We start from the raw sequence: 25,583 nt of genomic DNA, 5'->3' as shown, positions 1-25,583 counted from the left end.
GCTGAATGACCAAGATCGCATCCAACCTGCAAATCGATTCCGCCCGGCTGTGGGACACCATTCATGAAACCGCCAAGTTCGGCGCAACGCCGAAAGGCGGCGTGCGGCGGCTGACGCTCGGACCTGAGGACAAGCAGGTCCGCGACTGGTTCCGGAAAGCCTGCGAGGCCGCCGGCCTTGAATGTCACGTCGACGCGCTCGGCTCGATGTTCGGCCTGCGCAAGGGGCGCGACATGTCGAAGGCGCCGATCGGGGTCGGTTCCCACCTCGACACCCAGCCGACCGGCGGCAAGTTCGACGGCATACTCGGCACGCTCGCCGCGCTGGAGATGGTTCGCACCCTCAACGATGCCGGTATCGAGACCGAGACGCCGATCTGCATCTGCAATTGGACCAACGAGGAAGGCTCACGTTTTGCGCCGGCGATGATGGCGTCGGCCGCCTATGTCGGTGATTTCACCACCGACGACATTCTGTCGCGGAAGGATGCCGAGGGCGTCACGGTGGCGGAGGCGCTCGACAGCATCGGCTATCGCGGCGAGAGCCCGGTCGGCCGGCAGAAATTCTCCAGCTTCGTCGAACTGCATATCGAGCAAGGCCCGATCCTCGAAGCCGAGAACAAGACCATCGGCGTGGTCGATTCCGGCCAGGGCGTGCTGTGGTACGACGGCAAGATCACCGGGTTCGAAAGCCATGCCGGCTCGACGCCGATGCCGCTGCGGCGCGACGCACTGGCAACGCTGTCGGAAATCGTGCTGGCGATGGAAGCAACCGCCAGGAAGCACGGCCCCAAGGCGGTCGGCACCATCGGCGAGGCCGTGATCGCCAATCCCTCGCGCAACGTCATTCCCGGCGAAATCGCTTTCACGATGGATTGCCGCAGCGCGGACGCCGCCATCATGGACGCGCTGGACAGGGATTTGCGCGCGGCGATTGCGGAGATCGCGGCCCGGCGCAAGGTCGACGTCAAGCTCGATCTGGTCTGGCGCAAGCCGCCGACCCATTTCGATCCCAAGCTGGTCGACGCCGTCGAGAACGCCGCGACGGCGCTCGGCTATTCGCATCGCCGCATCACCTCCGGCGCCGGCCACGATGCCTGCAACCTCAACACGGTGATGCCGGCAGCGATGGTGTTCGTGCCCTGCAAGGACGGCATCAGCCACAACGAACTGGAAGACGCCACGCAGGCCGATTGCACCGCTGGCGCCAACGTCCTGATGCATACCGTGCTGGCGCTTGCCGGCGTGGCGTCATAAAATAATCAAAACCGGAGGGACTGCCGTGCGCGGTGTTTTTGTCGATGCCAATGAATCGCTGGCCGTGATCTTCGAGCGGCTGCAAAAGCCCGGGGATCCCGAGGTGCTTATCCACCGGGATCCCGACATCACCTCGGAGCAATATCCAAAGCTCCTCGACGGTGCCGAAATCGCCATCGTCGACCACACTGCGCTTCCGACCGAAATTGCGAAGAAGTGCACCGGGCTGAAGCACGTGGTGTTCCTCGGCACCGGCGCGCGCAGCTACATGAATCCGGAAGAACTCGCCGAACTCGGCATCGAGGTGCACCTGATCAAGGGCTATGGCGACACGGCGGTGGCCGAATGCGCCATCGCGCTGATGTGGGAAGGCGCGCGCGGCCTCGCCAGCATGGATCGCGGGATCCGCGCCGGCAACTGGCTGCGCGATGACGCCATGCAACTGACCGGCAAGACGCTGGGGCTGATCGGCTACGGCGGCATCGCCGCCGAAGTCGCGCGGATCGCGCTCGGCAGCGGCATGCGCGTGATCGCCTGGAACCGGTCGCCCAAGAAGCACCCGAAGGTCGAGTTCGTCGAACTCGATGAGCTCCTGACCGAGAGCGACGTCATCTCGATCCACCTGCTGCTCAACGACGAGACGCGCGGGCTGGTTTCGCGTGCCTGTATCGAGGCGATGAAGCTCGGCGTCATCCTCGTCAACACCGCGCGCGGTGCCATCGTCGACGAGGAAGCGATGATCGAGGCCCTGAAATCAGGCCAGATCCGCCATGCCGGCCTCGACGTCTTCAACATCGAGCCGCTGCCGGCGGATCATCCGCTGACCAAGCTGCCCAACGTCACGCTGTCGGCGCATTCCGCGTTCCGCACGCCGGAGGCGAGCGAGAATCTGATCGGGGCGGCGCTGGAGCACTGCCGGCGGATCGCGAAGGGGAAGTAGGCGCTTTTCTTTCCTTCTCCCCTTGTGGGAGAAGGTGGCGCGAAGCGCCGGATGAGGGGTCTCTATCCTCATCCCGATATGTGCGGTGAGGAGAGAACCCCTCATCCGCCTTCGCTTCGCGAAGGCACCTTCTCCCAAAAGGGGAGAAGGAAGAAGAATCAATCCACCATATCCGTGACCGCTTTGCCGCAGGCGGTGGTGTCGGCGTTGCCGCCGAGGTCGCGGGTGCGCAGCGTGCGTTCGCCGAGCGTGCGCTCGATGGCGCCGACGATCGATTGCGCAGCTTCCTTCTCGCCGAGATGCTCCAGCATCATCGCGCCCGACCAGATCATGCCGATCGGGTTGGCGATGCCCTGCCCGGCAATGTCAGGCGCCGAGCCGTGCACCGGCTCGAACACCGACGGGAAATTCCCTTCCGGATTGATATTGCCCGACGGCGCGATGCCGATGGTGCCGGTGCAGGCCGGGCCGAGATCGGAAAGAATATCGCCGAACAGATTGGAGCCGACCACGACGTCGAACCAGTCCGGATGCAGCACGAAGTTCGCGGTGAGAATATCGATGTGGTACTTGTCCCACTTCACCTTGGGATAGTTCTTCGCCATCGTCTCCACGCGCTCGTCCCAATAGGGCATCGTGATCGAGATGCCGTTGGATTTGGTCGCCGATGTCAGATGCTGCTTCGGGCGTGACGCTGCGAGATCGAATGCGAATTTGAGAATGCGATCGACGCCGACGCGCGTCATCACGGTCTGCTGGGTGACGAATTCACGGTCGGTATCCGGGAACATGCGTCCGCCGACCGAAGAATATTCGCCCTCGGTGTTTTCACGCACCACCCAGAAGTCGATATCGCCGGGCTTGCGGTTCGCGAGCGGCGACGGCACGCCGGGCATCAGGCGCACCGGGCGCAGATTGACGTACTGGTCGAACTCCCTGCGGAACTTGATCAGCGAGCCCCACAAGGAAATGTGATCGGGGATTTTAGCCGGCCAGCCGACCGCGCCGAAGTAGATCGCGTCGTGCTTGCCGATCTTGGCCTTCCAGTCCTCGGGCATCATCTCGCCGTGCTTTTCGTAATAGTCCCAGGAGGCGAAGTCGAAATGGTCGAAATGCACGGCGACGCCGTGCTTTTTCGCGGCCGCCTCAAGAACGCGCAGGCCCTCCGGCACCACTTCCTTGCCGATGCCGTCGCCGGGAATGACCGCGATCCGATAGGTTTTTTTGCTCATCCTTGAAATCCTTGGGTGGCTTGCTCTTTGGGTCGTGCGCCATGCCCCAGACACGGCCTGTTGATGGCCTTGCAATGGACCAAACGGCGCGCGGGTGCAACGCTGCAGTGCAATGTTGACCGCTGATGGGCCGACCGCCTACCAATTTCGCAGACCACTCCCCCGATACCCCTCATGAAGCGAGAATTCCCATGGATCTGCATTTGCGCGGCAAGCGCGTCCTGATCACCGGCGCCTCCAAGGGCATTGGCGCGGCCGCGGCCGAAGCTTTCGCCGAGGAAGGCTGCGACATCAGGCTGGCCGCCCGCAACGGCGAGCAATTGAAGGCGCTGGCGGATCGCCTGCGTTCGAACCACCAGATCGACGCCTCGGTGCATGTCGTCGACCTGCGCAACCCGGCCGACATCGAGAAACTGGTGAAGGATACGTCTGATATCGACATCCTCGTCAACAATGCCGGCGATATTCCGGGCGGCTCGATCGACAAGATCGACGAGGCGACCTGGCGTCACGCCTGGGAATTGAAAGTATTCGGCTACATCAACCTGACCCGCGCGGTCTACGCGCAGATGAAGGCGCGCGGCCATGGCGTCATCGTCAACGACATCGGTGCGGCCGGCGAAAAATTTGACGCGAATTATATCTGCGGCAGCGCCGGCAATGCCGCGCTGATGGCGTTCACACGTGCATTAGGTGGCAAGAGCCTCGCCGACAATATCCGCGTGGTCGGCATCAATCCCGGCCCCGTCGGCACCGACCGCCACGTCACGCTGCTGAAGACCCGCGCGAAAAGCCAGTTCGGCGACGAGAACCGCTACAAGGAATTCCAGAAGGGTCTGCCGCTAGGCCGCCCCGCCCATGCGCGCGAGATCGGCGACCTGATGGCGTTTTTGGCGTCGGACCGTTCGGGGTATACGTCCGGCGTGATTTATACGGTGGACGGCGGGATCAGTGCGGGGTGGGGTTAGGCGCTCCGTTCATTCGCGCGGCGAACTTGCATCTTACCTCCTCATGGTGAGGAGGCGCTCTTGCGCCGTCTCGAACCATGTGGCCACAGTTGTGGCCTCGCCCTTCGAGACGCGCTTCGCGCTCCTCAGGGTGAGTATCACGCCGTCCGCTCAAACAACTGCCTTATCAACGTCGTGACCCTCCCCGTCGGCGACAGCATCTCGTGCATGATCGAAAAATGGTCGGCGCCGGGAATTTCCTCATAGGTCACCGGCAAGCCATGCCTGGCGCGGTGGCCGGCGAAGTCGGCGGTCTGCTTGCGCAGCAGCGGCAGCTCGGCGCTGCCGACCACCAGCGACAGCGGCTTGAGCGGACCGCCTGCCATCATCATCGGCGAGTTGCGGCGCGACGTCGCCTCATCGGCCTTCAGTTTCTCGTTGAGATAGCTGTGCCTGATCGGCTCGAGGTCATAGATGCCTGATATCGCCATCCCGCCCCTCACTTTGGGGTGCGACAACGCCATCGAGGTGAGATGGCCACCGGCGGACCAGCCGGACACCACGATGCCGTCACCGGCCGCACCGAGCGCCGGCAATTGTCCGGTGAGATAATCGATGCCGGAATGGATTTCGGCGACGATCTCGTCGAGCGTCGCATCCGGCGCCAGCGTATAGCCGATCAGCGCCACATTGATGCCGTGCGCCATCGGGCCTTCGGCGAACACCGTGAACACCTCCTTGGCGCGCGCCTGCCAATAGCCGCCATGGATGAACAACAGCGTCGGCGCATTATCGGCTGCTTTCAGGAAGTCGATCCGGTTGCGCTCGCGCGGGCCATAGCGGAGGTCGAGTTGGTCGGGGAAGCGCTTGCGCATGTCGGCCGAGCGCTGCTCCCAGCCAGCGACCAGTTCGACGGCGCCGGGCACGGCGACGCCATTGTTGAAGCCGAGATCGCGGTCTTGCTGGCTCATCGCGCGCCAGTCCAGCGCAGAAAACAATGCCGGCATTCCAAATCTCCAGTGCAGCCACGACGTGGGCGCGTTTCCACTTTGCCAAAAAATGTTCTACAGCACCATTCACGACCACGAAACCGCGGAGAACAAAGTGGCTGATCAGGGGCTGGTGCGAGAGACGGCGTGTGCCATCGTTGGCAAGCTGAGAGCAGGTGAAGTCACGCCACTCGATCTGCTCGACGTGCTGGAAAAGCGGATCGCCGAAGTCGACGGCCCCGTCAACGCGCTGCCGACGCTGTGCTTCGACCGCGCCCGCGACCGTGCCCGGGCGCTGATGAAAAAGCCGGTCGGCGAGCGCGGCCTGCTGGCAGGCCTGCCGATCCCGATCAAGGACCTCACCGCGGTCGAGGGTGTGCTGACCACGCAGGGCTCGCCGATCTACAAGGATAACATCCCTGCGAAATCGGACATTCTGGTCGAGCATCTCGAAAACAACGGCGGCGTGATCTACGCCAAATCAAACACGCCGGAATTCGGCGCCGGCGCCAACACGTTCAACGAAGTGTTCGGTGCGACGCGCAATCCCTGGGATACTTCCCGCTCCGCTGCCGGCTCCTCGGGCGGTGCGGCGGTGGCGCTCGCCACCGGAACAGCGTGGCTCGCCCACGGCTCCGACATGGGCGGCAGCTTACGCAATCCCGCGAGCTTCTGCGGCATCGTCGGGCTGCGGCCGAGCATCGGTCGCGTCGCGCACACACTCGCGGCCGCGATCGACCGCAACCTCGGCGTCCAGGGCCCGATGGCGCGCAATGTCGAGGACGTCGCCTTGCTGCTCGACGCGATGAGCGGCGAACACCCCGGCGACCCGCTGTCCTTGCCCGTGCTGCCGAATTCGTTCCTTTCCGCCGTGCGCGCCGGCACCAAGCCGAAGCGTATCGCCTATTCGCCCGATCTTGGCATCACGCCTGTGGACCCTGAAGTCGCCGCCATTACCCGCAAGGCGGCGCAGCGTTTCGCCGAGCTCGGGGTCATCGTCGAGGAAGCCCATCCGGATCTGCGCGAAGCCCATGAATGCTTCCACGTGCTGCGCGCGTTCGACTTCGCGCTGAGCAAGGCGCAGCTGCTGCGTACCAAGCGCGACCAACTCAAGCCCGAAGTGATCTGGAACATCGAGGAAGGCCTCAAGCTGACCGTCGAGCAGCTTGAGCGCGCCGAAGCGCAGCGCGTCGCGATGACCGCACGAACGCTGGAATTCTTCGACAAATACGATCTGCTGCTGGCGCCTGCCACCATCGTGGCGCCGTTTCCGGTCGAGAACCGTTACGTCGCCGAATGCGATGGCAAGAAGTTCGACAATTACGTCGAATGGCTCGGCATCGTCTATGCGATCACGCTGGTGTGCTGCCCCGCGCTGTCGCTGCCGTGCGGTTTTACGGCCTCGGGCCTGCCGGTCGGACTGCAGATGGTGGCCCCGCCGCGCGGCGAGGCAAAACTTCTCGCCGGCGCCAAGCTGCTGGAAGACATCCTGGGCGTGCGCGGCACCACACCGATCGAGCCGCGGGCGCCGAGGTAATACCGCTGGGTAAGCGTTATCCCTCATGGTGAGGAGCGCGTTTTCGCGCGTCTCTGGACGATGCTTCGCATCGCCAGGCGAACCATGAGGCCCGTAGCCATCCTTCGAGACGGCGCTTCACGCCTTTTCAGGATGAGGTCTGAGGGGTTTGGGCGCTGCCGGAGGGAACCCGTTGCGCGGCCACCGGCAATTACCCGTGCTGCTCGGAAAGGCAGCCTGAACTGGAATAGCTACGTCTTGGAGACCAAGCATGACAGATCAAGTCATCAAAGCCACTGGCGACCATCTCGACATCGCCGACGTCGAGCGGCGGATCAAGGCGATCTTCATCGGCTCGATCGGCAATCTCGTCGAATGGTACGATTTCTACGCCTACACCGCGTTTGCGCTGTACTTCGCGCCGGCGTTCTTCCCCAACAGCGATCCCGTGGTGCAGCAGCTCAACGCCGCCGTGCTGTTCGCCGCGACCTTCCTGATGCGACCGCTCGGCGGCTGGCTGTTCGGCACCATCGCCGACCGCTACGGCAGGCGGCTGTCGCTGACGCTGTCGGTGGTCTGCATGTGTTTTGGATCGCTGATCATCGCCGTCACGCCGACCTACGCCTCGATCGGCATCCTGGCACCCTACATCCTCGCATTGGCGCGCATCATCGAGGGCCTGAGCCTTGGCGGCGAATACGGCGCCAGCGCCACTTATCTCAGCGAGGTCGCCGACCCCAAGCATCGCGGATTCTATTCGAGCTTCCAATACGTCACGTTGATCGGCGGCCAGCTCACCGCGATCATAGTGCTGCTATTGCTGCAGAAGGTCTTTTTGACGCCGGAAGAACTAAGGGATTGGGGCTGGCGGATTCCGTTCGTGATAGGCGCCCTGCTCGCGATCTTCGCCGCCGTCATGCGGCGGGGCCTGCATGAGACCGAGGCGTTCGAGGAAGCCAAGAAGGTCAGCAAGCCTTCCGGCTCAATCACCGGCCTCTTGAAATACCCGCGCGAGCTGTTGCTGGTGGTCGGCCTCACCGCCGGCGGCACCGCGGCGTTCTACACCTTCACCACCTACATGCAGACTTTCGTAAAACTGTCGGTCGGGCTCACCGAAGACCAGACGACGTTCGTGATCTTCGGCTCGCTGATCTTCGCGACGCTGTTGCAGCCGATCTATGGCGCGTTGTCCGACCGCATCGGCCGCAAGCCGCTGCTGATCTTCTTCGGTGTCGTTGGCACGCTGGCGACGATCCCGATCCTGACCACGCTGAAAGAGACCAAGTCGCCACACGGCGTTCCTGCTGATCTGCGCCGCCTGGATCTTCGTCGCCGGCTACACCTCGATCAACGCGATCGTGAAGGCCGAGCTGTTCCCGACCAATGTCCGTGCGCTCGGCGTCGGGCTACCCTATGCGATCACGGTATCCGTGTTCGGCGGCACGGCGCCTGCGGTGGCACTCTACTTCAAGAGCGTGGGGCACGAGGACTGGTTCTACTACTATCTCAGCGGCATGATCTTTCTCTCGCTGATCATCTATGCGACGATGCGAGACACCAAACATGAATCGGCGATGCATCGTCACGAATGACAGGTCCTGACATGACCGACGACCCCGAGCCGCCGCCGGAGAGCAAGCTAACGCGCAGCAAGGAGCGCTGGGCGCGCGAGGGAAAGTTCCTCACCGGCAAAGTTACCCGCCCCGAGGACCAGCGCCTGCCGCCGGGCCAGCATCTGACGCGTGACTGGCCGGTGCTCGATCTCGGCCTGACGCCGAACATCGCGCGGGAGCGCTGGCGGCTCGACGTCTACGGCGCGGTCGAAAATCCGATCTTCTGGAATTTTGCCGAGTTCACCGCGCAGCCGCAGACGCAATTCCTCTCCGACATACATTGCGTCACCACATGGTCGCGCTACGACAATCAATGGGAAGGGCTTTCGACCCGCGACCTGCTGATGGCGTGCCGGCCGCGCGACGAGGCAGCGTTCGTGGTGCTGCATTCGCATGACGGCTACACCACAAACCTTGCGCTGGAGGACTTTGCCGCCGAGGACGCCCTGCTCGCCCATAGCTGGTCCGGCCAGCCGCTGGAGCAGGACCATGGCGGTCCGGTGCGGCTGGTGGTGCCGCATCTCTATTTCTGGAAGAGCGCCAAATGGCTGCAGAGCATCGAATTCCTCGATAAGGATGCGCCGGGCTATTGGGAAGTCCGCGGCTATCACAACCGCGGCGACCCGTGGGCGGAGCAGCGTTATTCCAGCGATTGATGCCTTAGTGAGCCAAGGGAGAACGCCCGTGCCGACCGAACGCTTTCAATTCACCGGTGAAGGCGGCCATCAGCTTGCCGCGGCGCTGGACAAGCCCGACGGCGCCACCCAGGCTTATGCGTTGTTCGCTCATTGCTTTACCTGCGGCAAGGATGTGCTGGCGGCCAAACGCATCGCGACCGCGCTAAACGCCCGCGGCATCGCGGTGCTGCGGTTCGACTTCACGGGCTTAGGCTCCAGCGAAGGCGATTTCGCCAACTCGACCTTTACGTCCAACGTCGCCGACCTCGTCCACGCCGCCGATCATCTGCGCGACACCCGGCAGGCGCCGACGATCCTGATCGGCCACAGCCTCGGCGGTGCCGCCATTCTCGCTGCCGCCGGGCAAATCCCGGATGCCAGGGCGGTCGTGACCATCGCCGCGCCCTCCGACCCCGCCCACGTCACGCATTTCTTCAAGGATCGGATCGAGGACATCCGCGCGCAGGGTAAGGTGGAAGTGCAACTCGCCGGACGCCCTTTTCACATCAAACGTGAATTCCTCGACGACATCGCCGAACATGGCCTGATGGCGCATGTCGCCAAATTGCACAAGGCGCTGCTGATCATGCATTCGCCGACCGACGACACCGTCGGGATCGACAACGCGACGAATATCTTCGTTGCTGCCAAGCACCCGAAGAGTTTCGTGTCGCTGTCCGGCGCCGATCATCTGCTCAGCAACAAGCGCGATTCCACTTATGTCGCCGACGTCATCGCCGCGTGGGCCGAACGCTATGTCGATCCGCTTCCGGCTCAAACTGCCGCCGAACTCGGCGAGGTACCGCGCAATGTCGTGGTGCGCGAGACCCGCGCCGGCAAATTCCAGCAGACCGTCACGTCGGGGCCACACCAGATGCTGGCCGACGAACCCGTTGCCGCCGGCGGCGAAGACTCTGGGCCTGGGCCGTATGACTTCGTGCTGGCGGGCCTTGGCGCCTGCACCTCAATGACGATGCGAATGTATGCCGACCGCAAATCGCTGCCGCTCGATCGCGTCACGGTGACGCTGCAACACAAGAAGATCCATGCGGAAGACTGCGCCGAATGCGAAACCCGTGTCGGCATGCTCGACCAGATCGACCGCGTAATCTCGATCGAGGGCGCACTCGACGCCGATCAGCGCGAGCGATTGATGGAGATTGCCGACAAGTGCCCGGTGCACCGGACGCTGACGTCGGAAATCCGGATCGTGACGAAGGCTGCGGAGTAACGGAACTAGGCCGTTGCCAGCGGACGAACGCGCAGCGCGCCGCGTAGGCCGAGCGCCGTGCCGACCAGGATGCCGGCGACTGCAATGAACGAGGCCAGCGCCAGCGTCGAAAAGCCCGTCAGCCCCTGCCCGATCGAGCAGCCGAACGCCATCACGCCGCCGGCACCCATCAGTGCGGCACCACCGGCCGACCGCAGCATATGCTGCGGCGATTGATAGCCTTCGAGGTGGAAGCGGCCGGTCGCGAGCGCGGTGATCAGGCTTCCCGCCAGCACGCCGCCGACGGTGGCGATGCCGAAATTCAGCGTCGAGCCCGTCGACAGCATGACATATTGCAAGGCATCCGCGATCGGCGCGACGAAGGTCAGCGACACCACGGGCGCCGGATTGAAATCGTCGGCGCCGAGATAGCCGCTGGCGAACCAGCCGGCCGCGACGAGCAGGCCGACCACAAGGCCGGCGGCGACCTGTCCCGGCGATTTCCTGAACGATGCATGCGCGAACGCAAAGATGATCAACGCCGCGCTGATGACTGACGCGGCCACCATGCGCGCCGTGACGTCGCTCAATCCAAATGCCGATAGTAATGCGGGCACCGAATTCGCCGACGCCGTGGTTTGCGATGCCTGCACCAGGGCGATGCGTGCCGGAGCGATCAGGCCCTTCAGCGTCATCATCGCAAAAATGCCGAGCACGACCACCACCACGAAGGAGCGGAGATTGCCGCGCCCGAGCAGCACCAGCGCGCGCGAGCCGCAGCCGTTCGACATCACCATGCCGTAACCGAACAACAAACCGCCGAAGAACATCAGCGGCACCGAGAACGACGGCTGCAGATAGATCGACTTGCCGAGATCGACGAGACCGGCCGCAGCGAGCAATTGCGTCGCGGCGACGCCGACGCCGATCGCCAGCGCGTAAGTGCGGGCCAGACGTCCATCTCCCTCCGCCCACCAGCCGCGCAAGCTCGAGAGCATGCAAAAGCCGCTCAACAGGCCAACCGCGCCATAGATCAGGCCGATCACCAATCCGCTCAACACAATGACGTTCGCAGTGCCTTGCACGGTAGTTTTTCCCTAAAGCCATCGGCGAAACGGGCCGAGACAGCATAAATATGCTACAAATTCCACCTTTCTATAGCGATGCTTGCATAGGGGCGCCACGGCAGCCGACAACAAAGAATGAAGCTTCCGTGCGGCGCGACGACGGGAGAAAAAAACAGTCGATTCCAACCGGAATGCGATGGGTTTCATTCCCTCGCTGAAGAGGAAAAATATCTGTCGGAAGCCGGTTTACGCCGGACGCAGGATCACGCGGTCACGCGACGAACTCGCCACCGCGATGAAAGCGGCCCTGGCCTGATCCAGGGAAAAGATCGCGGCCGGCTTGATCGGGAACGGCTTCAGGTGGCCGCTCGCAAAGCCCGGGCCCAATTCCCTTAGCACCGCGCCGGTTGCGATCGACGACAGGCCGAGTGTGTCGATGCCCACATAAGTGTGCTGGCCGCGATAGAACTCCAGAATGTTGAACTGCACGATGCGGTCGACCGCGGCGATCAGGATCTGCCGCCCGCGCAGCGCCAGCGATTTATGTGCCGCCTGGAAATAGGGATCGCCGACGGTGTTGAAGACGATGTCGGCGCCCTTGCCATCCGTGAGTTCGCGCACCCGCGCCGCGACATCGGTCGCGGAGGCATTGACGATTTCGACCTTCGAATTGGCGTGACCTTCATAAAGTTCGTCCTTGCGGACGACGCCGATCACGCGCGCGCCGTGCCAGCTTGCGATCTGCACCGCCGCCTGCCCGACCTTGCCGTTGACGCCCATGACCAGCACGGTCTCGCCGGCTTTTGGAATGCCGGCGCGGCGCAGGCCTTCCATCGCGGTCACGAAGGGAACGCCGATACCGGCGGCTTCCTCCCACGAAATGCTTTTGGGCTTCTCCACCACGGCATCGGCTTCGACCACGAGATACGTGGCGTGGGTGCCGTCGCGGCGAATGCCGAGATCGCCGGACGAACCGAACACCTCGCGCCCGATCGACCCTGCCGGGCCGTCGATCACGACGCCCGCATAGTCGCGGCCTGGCGTGCGCGGAAACACCGCATAGGGCATCAGGCCGGTCGCAGCCTTCACATCGGACGGATTGACCGCGGCTGCCTTGACATCGATCAACAGGTCGGTCGCGCCGCGCGACAGCGTGTGGGTCGTGATGACGGGCGCGAGCGAGGCAGCGTCGGCGACCTTTTCCACGAGGCGCACGCAGCGGGCTTCGATCAATCGACCTTCAGATTTCAACGGGGGCTCCAGCGTCTTGTCAATTTGAGCGCCTTCATTGGCACCGAGCAAGCACCATGACTACCGGACTGAACAATGAGTTCAAGGGAATTGTCAGCCCGTTGTCGGCTGTCGCTTCGAAGGGTGCGGCGACCTGCGCCCTGAAAGTTGCCGTAGGGACACAAAATCACCTCTGGCGAGAGCTTCTTTCTTCGCTCGACTCCATTTCTTGAGCTTGCGCTCGTTCTCGATGGCATCGGCGATCCGGTCGAACCATTGCGAGAATACCAGCCTCACCGGCCGGCGTGACGACGTATAGCCACCCAACGTTCCGGCGTTATGCTGAGCTATTCTCATCTCCAACGCGGTCCGCGTTACTCCGATGTAGAAGCTTCCATCAGAGCATCTAAGGATGTAGAGAAAGGCACCATCATCCACGCCCGATCTCCCATTCACCGTCCTCAATCCTCATCCTGAGGAGCGGCGCCTTCGCCGCGTCTCGAAGGATGCAGGCCCGTCTGGGGCCTCATGGTTCGAGACGGCGCTGCGCGCCTCCTCACCATGAGGGAGGACGCCTACCCTTTCGGGCGCTTGTCGTAAACACGTTTCGCCTTGCCGAGCGACCGCTCCAGGGTCTCGGGGGCGACGGCTTTGATGCGGGCGGTGATGCCGATGGTGTTCTTGATGAAGGTTGCGACTTTCTCCGTGTGCGCGGGCAGACCGCTGCCGTCCCAATGATCGGGACGAGCTTCCGCCAGCACGGTCATTTCGTCCATGCGGCCTTCCCGCGTCAGCTCGATGATGAAATGCCCACCGCACCAGTCGGTCGCGAGCAAGGCTTCCTCGATCTGGGTCGGGAACACGTTGACCCCGCGCAGGATGATCATGTCGTCGGAACGACCGGTGACCTTCTCCATCCGCCGCATGCCAGGCCGCGCCGTGCCCGGCAGCAGCCGCGTCAGGTCGCGGGTGCGGTAGCGGATGATCGGAAACGCCTCTTTGGTGAGCGAGGTGAACACCAACTCACCCTTTTCGCCGTCCGGCAGCACCGCGCCAGTCTCGGGGTCGATCACTTCGGGGTAGAAATGGTCTTCCCAGATATGCAGGCCGTCCTTGGTCTCCACGCATTCCTGCGCGACGCCGGGGCCGATCACTTCCGACAGCCCGTAAATGTCGGTCGCATCCATATCGAAGGCCTGTTCGATCTCGACACGCATCGCGTTGGTCCAGGGCTCGGCGCCGAAGATCCCGAACTTGAGCGAGGATTTGCGGGGATCGAGCTTCTGCTTCTTGAACTCGTCAAGAATCGCCAGCATGTAGCTCGGCGTCACCGTGATGATGTCGGGCTTGAAATCGTTGATCAGTTGCACCTGCCGTTCGGTCATGCCGCCGGAAACCGGCACCACGGTGCAGCCGAGTTTCTCGGCGCCGTAATGCGCCCCTAATCCGCCGGTGAACAGGCCGTAACCATAGGCGTTGTGCATGATCATGCCGGTGCGGCCGCCGGCGGCGCGGATCGAGCGGGCCATCACGTCCGACCACACGTCGATATCGGCCTGGGTGTAGCCGACCACGATCGGCTTTCCCGTCGTGCCTGACGAAGCATGGACGCGGACCATCTTCTCGCGCGGCACCGCGAACATGTTGAACGGGTAATTGTCGCGCAGGTCGGTTTTGACCGTGAACGGAAATTTGGCGAGATCGGAAAGCTGCCTGAAATCGCCGGGGTGCACGCCGGCCTTGTCGAAGGCCTTCCTGTAGTGTGCGACGTTGTCGTAGGCATGCGCCAGCGACCAGGCGAGGCGCTTTGTTTGCAGCGCCATGATCTCACCGCGGGAGGCCCGCTCCGCGGCGTCCAACTCGGCGCGGTAGCCGCCTGCACTGGATTGAAGCTTGGTCGAAGCCATCGCGTGTTCCCTCAAGGATCGCTTTTGTTTTATTTGATCGTGGCAGCGGGCAGCCACGCACCACCGATGGTGCGGGAATGACCGCGGAATTCCGCGATCACAACGTCACCCGCGGTGACCTGCACATCGTAGATGCCCGACCGGCCGCTGCGGGAGATCTCGCGCGCGCTCGCCACCAGCACGTCGCCGAGCTTGCCGGGCCGGATGAAGGTGACATGGCACTGCGCCGCGACCGCGCGCTCGTTATGGGTGTTGCAGGCAAAAGCAAAAGTAGAATCCGCCAGCGTAAAGATGAAGCCGCCATGGGCGATGCGCTGGCCGTTGACCATCTCCGGCCTGACCGTCATCGAAAGCGTCGCCCGGCCCGGCCCGATCTCGACGATCTGCATGCCGAGGCCCTTGCTGGCGTCGTCCTCCTTCCACATCGCGTCGGCACAGGCGCGCGCGAGGTCGTCGGGCGTAAGCGTGGCATTGACGTTCACTGCGGTCTCCCTGTCGTCGGGCCTGTTGCAACAAGCCTCTTTCATTCGGGTAGTCTAGCCGTCGCACCGTCAAACGCGACGGCTTTGTTCACACATGGTCGTAATCCACCACGACCCTGTCCGACACGGGCCGGGCCTGGCAGGTCAGGATGAACCCCGCCTTCAGTTCCCACGGCTCCAGCGAATAGTTCACTTCCATCTGCGCGTCGCCCTCGACCAGCTTGGCGCGGCAAGTCGAGCACATGCCGCCCTTGCAGGCGAACGGCAGGTCCATGCCGGCGCGGAGCGCGGCGTCGAGAATGGATTCGTCCTCGGCCACCGGCACCTCGCGGCGTTTGCCGTCGATCACGAGCGAGGCCAGCGCCTTCGGCGGCGCGGATGTCTCGACGATCTTTTTGGCGCGCGGCTTGCCGCCAAACTCGGAGACGAAGCGCTCGACGTGAATGCGATCCTCGGCGATGCCGATCTCGCGGCAGGTGTTTTCGATGTCCTCGCTCATGCCCAGGGGGCCGCAAACGAAGACGTGGTCAACACTCGACGCCGGCACCAGCGAGCGCAGCAACACGCGCACCTTCTCGCCGTCGAGCCGGCCGTGCAGGATCGGTATGTCCTGCTCCTCGCCGGAGATCACGTGAAAGACGGAGAACCGCTGCATGAAGCGGTCTTTCAGCTCCTCCAACGCCTCGCGGAACAGCATGCTCGATGTCGAGCGGTTGCCGTAGAACAGGAAGAAGCGGCTGTTCGGCTCGCGAGCCAGCACGCCCTTGACGATCGACAGGATCGGCGTGATGCCACTTCCCGCGGCAAAGCCGACATAGACCCGCGCTTGATCGGGCGCATGCGCGACGCCGAAGCGCCCCGTCGGCGTCATCACGTCGAGCTCGTCGCCGGCTTTCAGTTCATCCGCAGCCCAATTCGAAAACGCACCGCCATCGACCTTCTTCACCGCGATGCGCAATTCGCCGTCGTCGGGGCCGGAACAGATCGAATAGGAACGGCGCACTTCCTCGCCGTCCATGGTCGTGCGCAGGGTCAGATATTGACCGGGCGTAAAGCTGTAATCTTTGGTCAGCTCCGCGGGGATCGCAAAGGTCAGCGACACCGCATCCGACGCTTCGCGGCGTAGGTCGTTGACGGCAAGACGGTGGAAACGGGGTGTGAGGAACATGATCAATGACACTTGAAATAGTCGAACGGCTCGCGGCAGCTCTTGCAACGCCACAGCGCCTTGCAGGAGGTCGAACCGAACTCGGAGAGAACTTCCGTATTTCCCGAGCCGCATTGCGGACACGAAACCTGCTGCTCGCCGAACAGCGCGCGGCGCGAGCTTGACGCCTGCGGCGGCGCGATGCCGTATTCCCTGAGCTTGCGGCGGCCGTCCTCAGTCATCCAGTCGGTGGTCCAGGCCGGCGAGAGCACGGTTCGGATTTTGGGCCGCGCGATGCCGGCGCGTTCCAGCGCCAGTTCGATTTCCAGCGCGATCATGTTCATGGCGGGGCAGCCGGAATAGGTCGGCGTGATCGCGACCTCGACATGGCCGTCGCTGACGGCGACGTCACGCAGCACGCCGAGGTCGGCGATGGTCAGCACCGGGATCTCGGGATCGACCACTTGGGCGGCGGCATCCCAGGCGCGCCGGCGCAAATCGGCATCGCTGAGCATGACCGTCACCATGTCGCCCCCGGAAACGTTCGCGGCAGCGACTGCAATTCGCTGAGGAGATGGCCGAGATGTTCGCTGTGCCGGCCGTCGCGGCCGCCACGCTGCATCCAGTTGTTCTGCGGCAACACCAGTGTCGCCTCATTGACGACGCCGGACACCGTCTTGAGCCATGGCGCGTGCAATTTGGCGGGATCGACCGCGATGCCGGCATCGATCAGGCCGCGTTCGCTGTCGTCGAGGTGAAACATCTCGCCGGTATAGGCCCAGAGATCGTCGATCGCGCCCTGCGCGCGGCGGTGGCTTTCCTCGGTGCCGTCACCGAGCCGCACCATCCATTCCGACGAATGCCTGACGTGATAGGCGCTTTCCTTTTCGGACTTCGCCGCGATCGCAGCCAGCGTCGGATCGGACGATTGCATCATCGCGCGCCAATAGAGATCGGCGAACGCCGCGTAGAAGAACTGCCGCACCATGGTGCGCGCGAAATCGCCGTTTGGCTGTTCCAGCAGCAGCAGATTGCGGTACTGCCTGACGTCGCGCAAATAGGCGAACTTGTCCTCGTCGTTATCCTTACCCTCGACCTTGGCGGCGTAAGCGTAAAGCTCGCGCGCCTGGCCAAGCAGGTCGAGGCCCATATTGGCGAGCGCCATGTCCTCTTCCATCATCGGCGCGTGGCCGCACCATTCCGACAGCCGATGGCCGAGGATGAGCGCGTCGTCGGCGCGGCGCAGGGTGTAGAGCACCAGCGGTGTTTCGGAGACCTGGATCGAGGCGACAGCCATTTCTTCATCCACTTGTTCAACCTCATCCTGAGGAGCGCGCCCTTGCGCGCGTCTCGAAGGATGGGCCGCGGGACCATCGGGGCCTCATGGTTCGAGACGCGCTTCGCGCTCCTCACCATGAGGGGTTAGATTCACATATGCCCGACTTCGTCAGGCACGTCGTAAAAGGTCGGGTGCCGGTAGATCTTGGATTCCGCGGGCTCGAACATCATGCCCTTCTCGGAGGGATCGGACGCCGTGATCGCGTTCGACGGCACCACCCAGATCGAGAGGCCCTCGCCGCGGCGGGTGTAGATGTCGCGCGCGGCCTGCAGCGCCAGCGTGGTGTCGGCGGCGTGCAGCGAGCCGACATGCTTGTGCGCGAGCCCGTTGCGGCTGCGGATGAAGACTTCCCAGAGCGGCATGTTCGGCGTGGCCATGGCGATCTCCCTATTCCGCCGCTTGCGCGTGCTGGCGCTGCTTGCGCTTCTCGGCGTAAGCCAACGCCGCCTCGCGCACCCAGGCGCCGTCGTCGTGGGCTTTACGTCGCGCCGCCAGCCGGTCGCGGTTGCAGGGGCCGTTGCCGGCGAGCACCTGATTGAATTCTTCCCAGTCAATCGGGCTGTATTCCCAGTTGCCGTTGGCGTTCTGCTTCATTCCGGGATCGGGAATAGTGAGCCCGAGGAACTGCGCCTGCGGCACCGTGGCATCGACGAATTTCTGGCGCAGCTCATCATTGGAGAAACGCTTGATCTTCCACTTTGTGGAAGTGTCCGAGTGCTGGCTTGCCTTGTCGGGTGGGCCGAACATCATCAGCACCGGCCACCACCAGCGATCGAGCGCGCTCTGCGCCATCGCCTTCTGCTCGTCGGTGCCCTTCGACAGCGTCACCATGATCTCAAAACCCTGGCGCTGGTGGAAGGACTCTTCCTTGCAGACGCGGATCATCGCGCGCGCATATGGACCGTAAGAACAGCGGCACAGCGGAATCTGGTTCATGATCGCCGCGCCATCGACCAGCCAGCCGATGGCGCCGATGTCGGCCCAGGTCAGCGTCGGATAGTTGAAGATCGAGGAATACTTTGCTTTCCCCGCCAGCATCAGATCGACCAGCTCTTCGCGCGAGGTGCCGAGCGTCTCGGCCGCCGCATAGAGATAAAGCCCGTGGCCGCATTCATCCTGCACTTTTGCCAGCAGTGCCGCCTTGCGGCGCAGCGACGGCGCGCGGGTAATCCAGTTGCCTTCGGGCAGCATGCCGACGATTTCGGAATGGGCGTGCTGGGAAATCTGCCGCGTCAGCGTCTTGCGATACGCCGCAGGCATCCAGTCGTTCGGCTCGATGCGCTCGTCGGCATCGATGCGCGCCTGGAAGTTTGCGGAACGTGCGGCGTCCTCGATGTGGCTGTTATCGCCATCGGACGTATTGAGCGCCTGCGTGTACATGGCCGACCTCCCCGTATGTTCTTTCCTCCAACATATAACATAAAAATACGAATGCAAGTTATTTTTGTAACATGTTTACGTCCCATCGAACCGGCGCGCCAGCGCCCCGCCCGGCTTCGGCAGCGGCCCGTTTTCGTTGGTCGCATGGTCGTCAAGCCATTGTTCCGACGCAGGAAGCAGCCCGCGATAGATCTCGCCGCAGAGCCGTCGCGCCGCCCTTCCCGGCCAGTCCCGGGGCAGCAGCGGCGCCGGCAGCAGAGGGTCGCGCAGCACGACGCGGCGGTAATGGTGGATCAGCAGGATCCGCGCGGTGAAGGCATCCGTGTCGGAAAGAATCTCGCCGCGGCCGAGCGAGGCGCGGAGCGGCTCGAACGTCTTCATGAATTTCAGATAGGCGTCGGCGGTGCGCTGAAGCGGCCAGCTTTCGCTGAGCAGGCGACGGCCGCTGTCGTCCTCGGCGGAGACTTCGAGACGGATCGCGCCCGCGGCTTCCTCCGGAACGGGCACGCCTGACGGTGCAACCCACACGCCCGGCAGCGGACTGCCGAAGCCGGCGTTCTTCAGTGCATCGCGAGATGCATCGCGATCCCCGCCATTGCCGATCAGCAGCAGCTCAAACCGCCCGGTCCAGTCGGACGGCGGCGGATCGTAGATGTGCCTGGTGGCGGTATCGAAGGTTTGCCGCCCCTTCTTGTCGAGCCGGTAAAAACTGTTGCGGCCGACCTTGTTACGCTCGAGCCAGCCGTCGCTCGCGAGCCGCGACATCGCGGTGCGGACGACGCCGCTGTCGATGTCGATCGCGGTAAAGAATTCGAGCAGCGTGCCGAGCCACACCGAACCGCCGCGCGGCACGATGGCATCGCCGAACACGGTGATGACGATCGAGCCGGTGCGCGAGGGTTCACGCTTGAGCTGTTCGACAATGCGGGCGAGCGGCTGCGGCATGCGTCAAGGCATACCGCGTTTTTTGGTACGGCAACAATGCCGGTTGGCAGCGTGGCTGCATCCTTCGAGACGCGCGCAAGAGCGCGCTCCTCAGGATGAGGTCTACTAGCAGGATGAGCCCTTAGATCCTCTGAGGTCTTAGACCCTCATGGTGAGGAGCGCGGCAACGCCGCGCGTCTCGAACCACGAGGCCCAGATCTCAGCGCCTTTACCTATCCGGATTCGGATAAACCATGCTGCGCCAGCCGCTGCGGTCGAACGGGGCCCATTTGCCTTCCGGCTGCGCCAGACGATCGGCGACCGCATAGACCGCGGCGGGGTGATGACCCATGCCGCAATGGCTGCTTTCGACCTCGATGCTCTCCGAGGTCGCGGTGCTCTGTTCCATGCAGCCCTGCCAGGCGCAGATGCCGTCGGTACGGCTGAAGATAGCGGTGGTCGGCACCGGCGGCGTGCCCGCCAGCGACCCGCCAAAACGCGTGTCCTCTTCGTCGGCGCGGCGGCCGCTCGCCATTTCATAGACGCGCCAGGCATTGGTCGCCTTCGGGCCGGCCGCGAACGGGCTGCCGAGCGTGATCACCGAACGCACGCGCTCCGGCATCATCTTGGCGAGCTGACGCGCGTAAAGACCGCCCAGGCTCCAGCCGACGAGGCTGACCTTCCGGCCATGCGTGTCGTTCAATTCATGGACGAGATCGACCATCGCGTGCTGCACGCCCTGGCGCAGACCGAGATTGCGGCCCTGGCGCCAGCCGCTGACGGCGTAGCCGCGGCTCTTCAGGAAGCTGCGCAGCGGGCGCGTCGAGGTGTCGGACGCAACGAGGCCGGGCAATACCAGCACCGGATGTCCGTCGCCTCGCGGCGCCAGACTCAGGAGCGGCAAGGCACCGAGGAAAGCGCCCAATTCGGAAATCGCCCGCCCCTCCAGAAACATCAGGGTTCTAGACGGCGGACGAAGCGTCTGCGCAGCAACGGACATCATATCTCCTCTCGGGCTCGGCCCCTTAAGTTGCGGCAGCCGGCCACTGGTTCAGTGGGAAGACGAAAGCCTGGTAGAATCGTTCCGCAACGCAACATTATTTCGTAAAAAGCTAGGGAACCGGAATTCTTCTTTCAACGGCCCACTTCACACTTGTGACAATTAAAAGCGCAGACGTGATTTAATAGTCACACGAGCCGCAGCAGGTACTCGAGGGTGTAAAGCACCAATCCTGCAAGCCCGCCGATCAGCGAGCCATTGAAGCGGATGTATTGCAGGTCGCGGCCGATGTTGATTTCGATCAGCGCGATCAACTGCCCCATGTCCCAGGATTTGACCTGATCGGAGATGAAGGTCGATACGCCGCTCTTCTGTTCGGCAACCACGCTGCGCAGCACGGCGACAAGACCCTGGTTGATCTCGGCGCGCATCTCGGGGTCGGCGGCCAGCGCCTCGCCTGCCGTTACGAACATGCGCACGAGATATTGCTCCAGCACCTGCGTCTCGCCTGACGCGCTGCGCTCGAAGAACGATCGCGCATTCTCCCAGATATGGCGCGCGAGACTGTTCAGTTCGGGGCGCGCCAAAAGATCGCGCTTCAGCCCCTGGATGCGCTCGGCATAGGCCGGATCGCTGCCGAGCCGGTCGACGAAGGTCAGCACCATGCGGTCGAACTCGTCGCGGAACGGATGCTTGGGATCGTTGCGCACTTCCTCGAAGAAGGCGGTCGCCGACGCCACGATCTTGTTCACCAGGAACCGGTCGGCGCGATAGAGTTTTAGCAGTGTCGGCAATTCGTCGCGGATCTTCTCGCGGATCATCGCCATGGTCTCGGCCTGCGTCAGCGATTGATGCACCGCGCGCATGATGTCGTCGAGCAGGCCCTGGTGCCGGCCGTCCTTCACGAAGGTGCGCAGCGTGCCGGCCGCGAGCGGCGCCAGATCGATCGACATCAATTGCGCGGTGATGCGGCGGCTGACGAAGGTCATCAGGCCGGAATTCTCCGTGGCCGCGACCGCCTCGGGCAACAGCCGCAGCGCAAAGCGCGCGAGATCCTCGCTGCGCTTGCGGTCGCGCAGCCAGTCGGCAATGAACGCACCGAAATCGATCTGGCGCAGTTTTGCTTCAACCGGGGCCGCTTCGAGAAAATGCACCTCGATGAATTCGCCGAGCTTGTCGGCGATGCGGTGCTGATTGCTCTGGATGATCGCGGTGTGCGGGATCGGCAGACCCAAGGGCCTGCGAAACAAGGCGACCACGGCATACCAGTCGGCAAGACCGCCGATGGTGGCGGCCTCTGCAAAGGCCGCGAGGAAGCCGAACGCCGGGTGGATCGGCAGCAGCGCCCTCGCCGCAACGAAGATCGCAAACGTCGCCGCCAGCACCAGCGTCGCCAGCAGTTTGACCCGCCGCAGTTCGGCAGCCCGCTGCGCGTCGGCAGGCGTGTCTACGACGAATGTGCGGGGGACGGTCATGGCGGCTTTCGGAAGAACGATTACTCCTCATCCTGAGGAGCGGCGTCTTCGCCGCGTCTCGAAGGATGCAGGCCCCATCGTGGCCTCATGGTTCGAGACGGCGCAAGTGCGCCTCCTCACCATGAGGGTCCGGCCTGATCTAGGTGGGCTTCAGACAAAAAGAAGGCCCGCCTAAGCGGGCCTTCCAAAAGGGCAGTTGGCAGATCGCTATCAGGCGGTCTTGCTGTAGACCCTGGAGAAGTTGTCCTGAGCGGTCTTGGCGCTGTCGGCGACGAGCTTGCCGAGATATTCTGACGTGGCCTTCGCCCGCGAGACGAACACTTCGCCACGCGCACGGACCATGTCCGACTGGATCTGGGCGGCTTCGCTCAGCGACTTGGCCGAAGCGAGCTTGTCGATGCCGGCGAAGAACGCTTCCGCGTCCTGATAAAACGCCTGCTGGATGTTGCGGCTGATCTTGGCAGCCTCGGAAACCGAACCGGCAACGGCGGTCTCGATGGCAGCGGTCACCTTCTCGGAACCGGCATGCATGTCGGCGGCGCGAACCTTCGCGGTCTCGGCCTGCTTCTTCACGAACTCACGGGCAGCTTCCGGAACTTCCAGGTTCTGGAGCTTGGTGAACGCCTCGGTGACGGGCGCGAAGGCTTCCTTGACGGTGTTCAGCACGGAATTGGTTTCGGTGGTCATTTGGGTCTCTCCATCCTCGGGTTTGAGCTATGGGCTCACCCCGTCCGGTTCGGCCCGGGGCGAGATCGTTGTGCCATAGTTAATGGTGCGACGCAACATCAATGTTGCATCGCGATATCACGAATCCGTGATAAGCCTGAATGATGGGCGGCTTGCCTAGGGAAACGGCAAAAGTTCCACTTTAGTCTTAGTGCCGGACGTGGCCGAGGCCTCCACGCTTACTTTGCATGGGGTTGTTTTCGCGATTTTGAGTCCGGGCTGGACGGCGCTCTTAGTGCTGGACGGCCCTCTTAATGCTGGACGGCGCCTGGGAGCCCGTAGGCTTCCAGCTGGGCCCGCACCTGGGCCACGTTGTGTCCGAGCACGACAATGTCGTGCTTCTTGCCGTCGACGTCGCGGACGTGGTCCCGCAGCAGGGCCTCGGCCTTGAAGCCGAGGCTCTCGAACAGCGCGATCGCCGCCTGCTGGTCGACCGTCATCTGCACCGAGAGCTTTTCCAGCCCGGCGCCTAGCGCCAGCGCGAAGGTCTCCTGCGACAGCGCCCGGCCGACGCCCTGCCCGCGCACATCCTGCGACACCACCATCCGGATCTCGCCGACATGCGGCGACCAGGAGTGCGGGTCGCGCACCAGCGTGCCGCAACCGACCACCGCTTCGCCCTTCACCGCCAGCAGGCTCGTGATCTGGCCGCGCTCGATCTCGTTGATCCAGGCCGACAGCACCTTGGGCTGGCTGATGTTGCGCGGCAGGAACAGCAGATCATGCGTCGGCAGTTTTTGCGCGAAGGCAAGCACCGCGGCCTCGTCGGCGCGGGACATCAGGCGGAATTCGATCTCGCCCGCGTCGGTCTTGACGTGGCGCGGATAGGAACGTGTTTCACTCATGTTGATCTCTTACCTAACCAGTTGTCCAGTTTCGGCCACAGCCGCTTGACCGCGTTGGCGCCGGCGACGACGCTGACATGGCCGCCCTTCAGGACCACCTCTTCCTTGTCGGACGAACCGACCTTGGCGATCAGGTGCTTGGCCGCGTCATAGGGCACGATGTGATCGTGTTCGGCGACCGCGTGCAGGATCGGCACCTTGATGTCAGCGATATTGGCCGCACGCCCGCCGACCGTCATGGTGTCGTTGTAGAGCTTGTTGTCCCACATCAGGTCCTTGGTGATGGCGCGGAAATACTCGCCCGCCAGCGGCAAGGTGTCGGTGCCCCAGCGATCCATCATCCGGTAGGCCTTGACGTATTCGTCGTTCCAGATGTTCTCCCACAAATTCACCTGGCTGACCGCGCGCGACGCCGGCCGCAGCATTTCGAACGAAGACAGGATCATTTCCGGCGGCACATTGCCGATGCTGTCGACGAGGCGATCGACATCGAAATAGCGCCGGTCCGAGAAATTCGAGAACAGCTTCATCTCGCGGAAATCGATCGGCGTCGTGAAGCAGATCAGATTCTTCATCGGTCCGTCGTTGAAGATCGAGCCGTACAGCAGCGACAGCACGCCGCCGAAGCAATAGCCGATCACGGTGACGTCTTTTTCGCCGGAATCCTGCTGCACGCGGCGGACGCAATCCGGGATGAAGTCGAGGACGTAGTCCTCCATCCGCAGCGATTTTTCCTCCGGCTTCGGCGCGGTCCAGTCCATCATGTAGACGTCGTAGCCGCGCTTGAGCAGGAATTCGATGAAACTCTGGCCGGGCACCATGTCGAGGATGTAGCCGCGGTTGGTGGTCGCCATCACGATCAGGATCGGCACGCGGTAGATTTCGTCCGCGATCGGGCGGTAGTGATAGAGGTTCAGCGTGCCGCGGCTGAGCAACACGTCCTTCGGCGTCGAACCCAGCGCGGGGCCCGACGAGGAGATGTATTCGACGCCCTTGATGCTGCGCTGGATCGCGCGCTGCACCTCGGACTGGATCCGCTCGGGAATCGACGCCAGATCGAGGGCCGCTGCGGGCGCGTTCATTTTTGCTCTCCCTCCGACGGGGGACGCTTGGTGCGCGGCGGCCGCGCCGCGCCATAGCCGCCTTCCGGCGCCAGCGAATTGTGATGGATCTGGTGCAGCATCGCCTTGATCTCGTTGAGCTGGCCTTCGATTCCCTGGATGCGCTCGGCCATGCCGACCATTTGCGCCCGGCTCGGCAGGTTCATGCTGACGAGATATTTCTCCATCAGCTCGCCGAGCTGCTTCTGCGCACCCGCGGTGGCGCCGCCGACCTGGTTCATCACCTTGGAAAATTCGGGCGAAGCCATCGCCTGGTTGGCAAAGGAGTTGAACCCCTTTTCCATCTCCCCGATCATCGTCTGCCAGATCACGGCAGGATCGTTACCCTTGTCGGCCATTGGCGCCCTCCCTTGGTTACGAGCGCTTTGCCACGCCTCGGATATTATTCCGCCATACCACACCGTTGCGGCGTGCCGGTCAACCGGGCGACATGGCGTTTTCAAGCGAAGCGGGTAGCGGTTCGCGTCTGGAAAACGCGCCAAAACAAGGGACTGGTTAACAGTGAGCTGCAAAGCCTTCTGCGATGCGGTAAATCGTGCCATACAAGACCCCATCAAGGT

25 protein-coding genes and 1 pseudogene are annotated in these 25,583 nt (G+C 63.3%); 7 read left to right on the top strand and 19 right to left on the bottom strand.

Annotated elements, in window-relative coordinates; genetic code table 11:
• Positions 1-5 precede the first annotated feature (5 nt).
• Both ABIE49_RS33535 and ABIE49_RS33530 read left to right on the top strand, forming a co-directional pair.
• Positions 6-1,256 (top strand): Zn-dependent hydrolase, encoded by a 1,251-nt coding sequence (locus ABIE49_RS33535; RefSeq protein ID WP_192737280.1) that lies wholly within the window; start codon positions 6-8, stop codon positions 1,254-1,256.
• A 25-nt stretch (positions 1,257-1,281) separates the two neighbouring features.
• Positions 1,282-2,196 (top strand): NAD(P)-dependent oxidoreductase, encoded by a 915-nt coding sequence (locus tag ABIE49_RS33530; protein WP_192737279.1) that lies wholly within the window; start codon positions 1,282-1,284, stop codon positions 2,194-2,196.
• A 158-nt stretch (positions 2,197-2,354) separates the two neighbouring features.
• Here ABIE49_RS33530 and ABIE49_RS33525 read toward each other — a convergent pair whose 3' ends face one another.
• Positions 2,355-3,428 (bottom strand): tartrate dehydrogenase, encoded by a 1,074-nt coding sequence (locus ABIE49_RS33525; RefSeq protein ID WP_192737278.1) that lies wholly within the window; start codon positions 3,426-3,428, stop codon positions 2,355-2,357.
• 191 nt (positions 3,429-3,619) lie between these two features.
• Between ABIE49_RS33525 and ABIE49_RS33520 the strand changes: the two genes are divergently transcribed.
• The gene (locus tag ABIE49_RS33520; RefSeq protein ID WP_192737277.1) at positions 3,620-4,396 is read left to right on the top strand and encodes an SDR family oxidoreductase; all 777 of its coding nucleotides are present in this window, start codon (positions 3,620-3,622) and stop codon (positions 4,394-4,396) included.
• Between the two features lie 137 nt (positions 4,397-4,533).
• Here ABIE49_RS33520 and ABIE49_RS33515 read toward each other — a convergent pair whose 3' ends face one another.
• Positions 4,534-5,382: an alpha/beta hydrolase gene (locus ABIE49_RS33515; RefSeq protein ID WP_192737276.1), complete on the bottom strand. Its 849-nt coding sequence runs from the start codon at positions 5,380-5,382 to the stop codon at positions 4,534-4,536.
• A gap of 52 nt (positions 5,383-5,434) precedes the next feature.
• Here ABIE49_RS33515 and ABIE49_RS33510 point away from each other — a divergent pair, with 52 nt between their 5' ends.
• The 4 genes and pseudogenes from ABIE49_RS33510 to ABIE49_RS33495 all read left to right on the top strand — a co-directional run bounded on the left by ABIE49_RS33510 (position 5,435) and on the right by ABIE49_RS33495 (position 10,401).
• Positions 5,435-6,901, top strand: coding sequence for an amidase (locus tag ABIE49_RS33510; RefSeq protein WP_192737275.1), 1,467 nt, complete (start codon positions 5,435-5,437; stop codon positions 6,899-6,901).
• A 250-nt stretch (positions 6,902-7,151) separates the two neighbouring features.
• Positions 7,152-8,472, top strand: a pseudogene (locus tag ABIE49_RS33505) (MFS transporter).
• Positions 8,473-8,483: 11 nt separating this feature from the next.
• The gene (locus ABIE49_RS33500; protein WP_192737274.1) at positions 8,484-9,149 is read left to right on the top strand and encodes a sulfite oxidase-like oxidoreductase; all 666 of its coding nucleotides are present in this window, start codon (positions 8,484-8,486) and stop codon (positions 9,147-9,149) included.
• 28 nt (positions 9,150-9,177) lie between these two features.
• Positions 9,178-10,401, top strand: a complete 1,224-nt coding sequence (locus ABIE49_RS33495; RefSeq protein ID WP_192737273.1) for a bifunctional alpha/beta hydrolase/OsmC family protein — start codon at positions 9,178-9,180, stop codon at positions 10,399-10,401.
• A gap of 5 nt (positions 10,402-10,406) precedes the next feature.
• Here the strand turns inward: ABIE49_RS33495 and ABIE49_RS33490 are convergent, their stop codons facing one another.
• From ABIE49_RS33490 to ABIE49_RS33410, 17 genes are all read right to left on the bottom strand, one after another.
• Positions 10,407-11,378, bottom strand: a complete 972-nt coding sequence (locus tag ABIE49_RS33490; RefSeq protein WP_502916009.1) for a YeeE/YedE family protein — start codon at positions 11,376-11,378, stop codon at positions 10,407-10,409.
• Positions 11,379-11,693: 315 nt separating this feature from the next.
• Entirely contained in the window at positions 11,694-12,698 is a 1,005-nt protein-coding gene (locus ABIE49_RS33485; RefSeq protein WP_192737271.1) for a quinone oxidoreductase family protein, read from the bottom strand.
• Positions 12,699-12,791: 93 nt separating this feature from the next.
• On the bottom strand, positions 12,792-13,115 hold the full coding sequence (locus tag ABIE49_RS33480; protein ID WP_192737270.1) for a GIY-YIG nuclease family protein: 324 nt from the start codon (positions 13,113-13,115) through the stop codon (positions 12,792-12,794).
• Positions 13,116-13,252: 137 nt separating this feature from the next.
• Entirely contained in the window at positions 13,253-14,584 is a 1,332-nt protein-coding gene (paaK, locus tag ABIE49_RS33475) for a phenylacetate--CoA ligase PaaK (RefSeq protein ID WP_192737269.1), read from the bottom strand.
• A gap of 29 nt (positions 14,585-14,613) precedes the next feature.
• Entirely contained in the window at positions 14,614-15,066 is a 453-nt protein-coding gene (gene paaI / locus ABIE49_RS33470; protein ID WP_192737268.1) for a hydroxyphenylacetyl-CoA thioesterase PaaI, read from the bottom strand.
• An 88-nt stretch (positions 15,067-15,154) separates the two neighbouring features.
• Complete coding sequence (gene paaE, locus ABIE49_RS33465) at positions 15,155-16,234, bottom strand: 1,2-phenylacetyl-CoA epoxidase subunit PaaE (RefSeq protein ID WP_192737267.1); 1,080 nt, start codon at positions 16,232-16,234, stop codon at positions 15,155-15,157.
• 2 nt (positions 16,235-16,236) lie between these two features.
• A complete protein-coding gene (paaD, locus tag ABIE49_RS33460; RefSeq protein WP_192737266.1) occupies positions 16,237-16,740 on the bottom strand; it encodes a 1,2-phenylacetyl-CoA epoxidase subunit PaaD in 504 nt (167 codons plus the stop codon).
• Positions 16,734-17,510: a 1,2-phenylacetyl-CoA epoxidase subunit PaaC gene (paaC, locus tag ABIE49_RS33455; RefSeq protein WP_192737265.1), complete on the bottom strand. Its 777-nt coding sequence runs from the start codon at positions 17,508-17,510 to the stop codon at positions 16,734-16,736. The genes paaD and paaC overlap by 7 nt, the downstream gene beginning before the upstream one ends.
• A gap of 131 nt (positions 17,511-17,641) precedes the next feature.
• Positions 17,642-17,929: a 1,2-phenylacetyl-CoA epoxidase subunit PaaB gene (gene paaB, locus ABIE49_RS33450; RefSeq protein ID WP_192737264.1), complete on the bottom strand. Its 288-nt coding sequence runs from the start codon at positions 17,927-17,929 to the stop codon at positions 17,642-17,644.
• A gap of 10 nt (positions 17,930-17,939) precedes the next feature.
• Positions 17,940-18,932, bottom strand: a complete 993-nt coding sequence (gene paaA / locus ABIE49_RS33445) for a 1,2-phenylacetyl-CoA epoxidase subunit PaaA (RefSeq protein WP_192737263.1) — start codon at positions 18,930-18,932, stop codon at positions 17,940-17,942.
• A gap of 75 nt (positions 18,933-19,007) precedes the next feature.
• Entirely contained in the window at positions 19,008-19,877 is an 870-nt protein-coding gene (paaX, locus tag ABIE49_RS33440; protein ID WP_192737262.1) for a phenylacetic acid degradation operon negative regulatory protein PaaX, read from the bottom strand.
• 208 nt (positions 19,878-20,085) lie between these two features.
• Positions 20,086-20,856, bottom strand: a complete 771-nt coding sequence (locus tag ABIE49_RS33435; protein ID WP_192737261.1) for an esterase/lipase family protein — start codon at positions 20,854-20,856, stop codon at positions 20,086-20,088.
• A gap of 188 nt (positions 20,857-21,044) precedes the next feature.
• On the bottom strand, positions 21,045-22,331 hold the full coding sequence (locus ABIE49_RS33430; protein ID WP_192737260.1) for a DUF445 domain-containing protein: 1,287 nt from the start codon (positions 22,329-22,331) through the stop codon (positions 21,045-21,047).
• Between the two features lie 210 nt (positions 22,332-22,541).
• Entirely contained in the window at positions 22,542-23,018 is a 477-nt protein-coding gene (locus tag ABIE49_RS33425) for a phasin (RefSeq protein WP_192737259.1), read from the bottom strand.
• Between the two features lie 290 nt (positions 23,019-23,308).
• The gene (locus ABIE49_RS33420) at positions 23,309-23,902 is read right to left on the bottom strand and encodes a GNAT family N-acetyltransferase (RefSeq protein WP_192737258.1); all 594 of its coding nucleotides are present in this window, start codon (positions 23,900-23,902) and stop codon (positions 23,309-23,311) included.
• Entirely contained in the window at positions 23,899-24,984 is a 1,086-nt protein-coding gene (locus ABIE49_RS33415) for an alpha/beta fold hydrolase (protein ID WP_192737257.1), read from the bottom strand. Before ABIE49_RS33415 ends, ABIE49_RS33420 begins: the two co-directional genes overlap by 4 nt.
• Positions 24,981-25,361 carry a poly(R)-hydroxyalkanoic acid synthase subunit PhaE gene (locus ABIE49_RS33410; RefSeq protein ID WP_192737256.1) on the bottom strand — a complete coding sequence of 127 codons (381 nt, stop codon included), beginning with the start codon at positions 25,359-25,361 and terminating at the stop codon, positions 24,981-24,983. The genes ABIE49_RS33415 and ABIE49_RS33410 overlap by 4 nt, the downstream gene beginning before the upstream one ends.
• Positions 25,362-25,583: the final 222 nt, after the last annotated feature.

The sequence above is a fragment of the Bradyrhizobium sp. OAE829 genome, assembly GCF_040546575.1.
In the GTDB taxonomy this organism is placed as follows: Bacteria; Pseudomonadota; Alphaproteobacteria; order Rhizobiales; family Xanthobacteraceae; genus Bradyrhizobium.
This window is presented reverse-complemented; position numbering and strand designations above follow the sequence as displayed.

Bases quoted from the DNA above. Each gene is read 5' to 3' on its own strand.
- ABIE49_RS33410 (WP_192737256.1), bottom strand. From the start codon at position 25,361: ATGGCCGACAAGGGTAACGATCCTGCCGTGATCTGGCAGACGATGATC.
- ABIE49_RS33535 (WP_192737280.1), top strand. From the start codon at position 6: ATGACCAAGATCGCATCCAACCTGCAAATCGATTCCGCCCGGCTGTGG.
- paaA (WP_192737263.1), bottom strand. From the start codon at position 18,932: ATGTACACGCAGGCGCTCAATACGTCCGATGGCGATAACAGCCACATC.
- ABIE49_RS33525 (WP_192737278.1), bottom strand. From the start codon at position 3,428: ATGAGCAAAAAAACCTATCGGATCGCGGTCATTCCCGGCGACGGCATC.
- ABIE49_RS33500 (WP_192737274.1), top strand. From the start codon at position 8,484: ATGACCGACGACCCCGAGCCGCCGCCGGAGAGCAAGCTAACGCGCAGC.
- ABIE49_RS33430 (WP_192737260.1), bottom strand. From the start codon at position 22,331: ATGACCGTCCCCCGCACATTCGTCGTAGACACGCCTGCCGACGCGCAG.
- paaD (WP_192737266.1), bottom strand. From the start codon at position 16,740: ATGGTGACGGTCATGCTCAGCGATGCCGATTTGCGCCGGCGCGCCTGG.
- paaC (WP_192737265.1), bottom strand. From the start codon at position 17,510: ATGGCTGTCGCCTCGATCCAGGTCTCCGAAACACCGCTGGTGCTCTAC.
- ABIE49_RS33435 (WP_192737261.1), bottom strand. From the start codon at position 20,856: ATGTCCGTTGCTGCGCAGACGCTTCGTCCGCCGTCTAGAACCCTGATG.
- ABIE49_RS33420 (WP_192737258.1), bottom strand. From the start codon at position 23,902: ATGAGTGAAACACGTTCCTATCCGCGCCACGTCAAGACCGACGCGGGC.
- paaK (WP_192737269.1), bottom strand. From the start codon at position 14,584: ATGGCTTCGACCAAGCTTCAATCCAGTGCAGGCGGCTACCGCGCCGAG.
- ABIE49_RS33415 (WP_192737257.1), bottom strand. From the start codon at position 24,984: ATGAACGCGCCCGCAGCGGCCCTCGATCTGGCGTCGATTCCCGAGCGG.
- ABIE49_RS33425 (WP_192737259.1), bottom strand. From the start codon at position 23,018: ATGACCACCGAAACCAATTCCGTGCTGAACACCGTCAAGGAAGCCTTC.
- ABIE49_RS33510 (WP_192737275.1), top strand. From the start codon at position 5,435: ATGTTCTACAGCACCATTCACGACCACGAAACCGCGGAGAACAAAGTG.
- ABIE49_RS33520 (WP_192737277.1), top strand. From the start codon at position 3,620: ATGGATCTGCATTTGCGCGGCAAGCGCGTCCTGATCACCGGCGCCTCC.
- ABIE49_RS33490 (WP_502916009.1), bottom strand. From the start codon at position 11,378: ATGCTCTCGAGCTTGCGCGGCTGGTGGGCGGAGGGAGATGGACGTCTG.
- paaE (WP_192737267.1), bottom strand. From the start codon at position 16,234: ATGTTCCTCACACCCCGTTTCCACCGTCTTGCCGTCAACGACCTACGC.
- ABIE49_RS33515 (WP_192737276.1), bottom strand. From the start codon at position 5,382: ATGCCGGCATTGTTTTCTGCGCTGGACTGGCGCGCGATGAGCCAGCAA.
- paaB (WP_192737264.1), bottom strand. From the start codon at position 17,929: ATGGCCACGCCGAACATGCCGCTCTGGGAAGTCTTCATCCGCAGCCGC.
- paaX (WP_192737262.1), bottom strand. From the start codon at position 19,877: ATGCCGCAGCCGCTCGCCCGCATTGTCGAACAGCTCAAGCGTGAACCC.